Origin of the sequence: Planobispora rosea (assembly GCF_014648175.1) — a bacterium.
Taxonomy (GTDB): Bacteria; Actinomycetota; Actinomycetes; order Streptosporangiales; family Streptosporangiaceae; genus Planobispora; species Planobispora rosea.
Genome location: NZ_BMQP01000115.1, coordinates 1 through 1,759, shown reverse-complemented (window position 1 = coordinate 1,759; position 1,759 = coordinate 1). Strand labels below are relative to the sequence as shown.

Below are 1,759 nucleotides of genomic sequence, written 5' to 3'. Positions count from 1 at the left end.
AGGCCGCTGTCGCGGCTTGACCACCACACCGAAGGTGTCCGCCAAAGCGGAACAAGCTCACTACGACGCCGCCTGGCCGAGCCTTCACCGGCCCCCCGGTTCATCGACGCGCTGGCCCGAGCCGAAACAGAGGGCGACCTGCCCGAAGGCTACGCGGCCCGCGTCTCGGTGATGCTCCTGGTCGGCGGCACCAGCATCTCGGCCAACCACCTGTCCAGCGCCGTACTCGCCCTGATCGAACACCCGCAGCAGGCCCAGATCGTCCGCCAGGAACGCACGCTTGCCGACAGCATGGTCGACGAGCTCCTGAGGTACGCCCCTCCGATCCACGTACTGCAGCGCCAAGCCGCACGTGACGGCGTGCTGTGCGGACATCCCGTGCGGGCCGGGCAGCTGGTGCGACTCATGGTCGCAGCCGCATCCCGCGACCCCGCCCTCACCGACAATCCGGAACGCCTGGACCTGACGCGCCCGCGCCCTCGTCATCTGATCTTCGGCCTCGGCTCCCACTACTGCCTCGGCGCGGCGCTGGCCCGGATGGAATCAGCGATCCTGCTGCCGCGACTACTGGCCAGGATGCCCCAGCTCACCTTGGCCGGCGAGGTGGCCCGGCGGCTCGGCTCCGCTCATCGGGGCATCGACCGCCTTCCGCTGACCGCGGGACCGCCCGAACCATCAAGCGGCGTCGCCCTAACGGCCGGCATCCCCGCGCCGGGCGCGGAGGCGCTGCGATGACCGGCTCGTGCGACGGCGTCCTTCATAGCCACATCCAGGCCGCGGGGACGCGGTTCGCGGCACTGCTCGCCGGCCCGCCGCAGCAGCACCGGCGCGGCACCGTGATCTTCGTCAACGGCCTCTTCGGCTCGAAGGAGGACTTCGAGCCGCTGCTCGCGGCACCGGCCCTGCGCGGTTACCGGCTCTGTTCCTACGATCAGCGGGGACAGCACGAGACGTCCGGGCCTGACGAGGCGGAGGCTTACACGCTTGCGTCCTTGTCCTCCGATCTGCTCGCCATCGCCAGCGTGATCGGTGACGGCGGCCCTACGCACCTGGTGGCGCACTGCGCGGGCGGGCTCATCGCGAGCCAGGCGGTCCTTTCCGCCCCCGGCTCCGTCGCCAGCCTGGCTCTCCTCTCCTGCCCGCTGCGCATCCCGTGCGATGCCGCCGCCGACCTGATGAACGCCGCAGAAACGATCGATCGGCTCGGGATGCGGGCGATGGAGCCGATCGTGGAGCAGTGGGCACGCGCCGAGCCCGAGCGCCGCCTGCTGCTGGAGACCCGGATGCGCACCACACAGGCCGCACACCTGTCCGGCTTGGCCCGCGCCCTGGCGGCCAGCACCGGCGATCTGGTCACCCCCCTGGCCGGCACCGGGACCCCGACGCTGATCGTGCACGGGGCGGGCGACGGCCGCACCGCCTCGCGTGAAGAATTCCAGCAGCTGGCCGAGCGCTTCGGGCGATCGGCGGTGCGCATCCCGGGCGCCCGGCACAATGTCCAGATCGATCGGCCGGACGCGACGGCCGCCGTGCTCACCGGCTTTTGGGCGGAATGCTCACCAGCAGGCCATGCGCCGCCCGCGGCAACGGAAACACGCCCGTGACCCGCACTGCCGGGCTCCCCCCGGCCCCTTCCTCCACCCGGTTGCCCTACCTGGATAACCTCCGGGTCACCCTGACCGCCTCGGTGGTATTCCTGCTGTCAACGCTCCCGCAACTTTGACCCCCAGCGAGTCCCGCAATCTTGACCCCCTGTGGT

At 71.1% G+C, this 1,759-nt stretch carries 2 protein-coding genes; both read left to right on the top strand.

The annotated features are described in order from the left end of the window. Positions 1–735: cytochrome P450 (locus IEZ08_RS38970; RefSeq protein ID WP_189244240.1), on the top strand; the 735-nt coding region annotated here is incomplete at its 5' end. Continuing rightward, on the top strand, positions 732–1,604 hold the full coding sequence (locus IEZ08_RS38965; protein ID WP_068923587.1) for an alpha/beta fold hydrolase: 873 nt from the start codon (positions 732–734) through the stop codon (positions 1,602–1,604). The genes IEZ08_RS38970 and IEZ08_RS38965, both read left to right, overlap by 4 nt. The last annotated feature ends 155 nt before the right edge of the window (positions 1,605–1,759 follow it).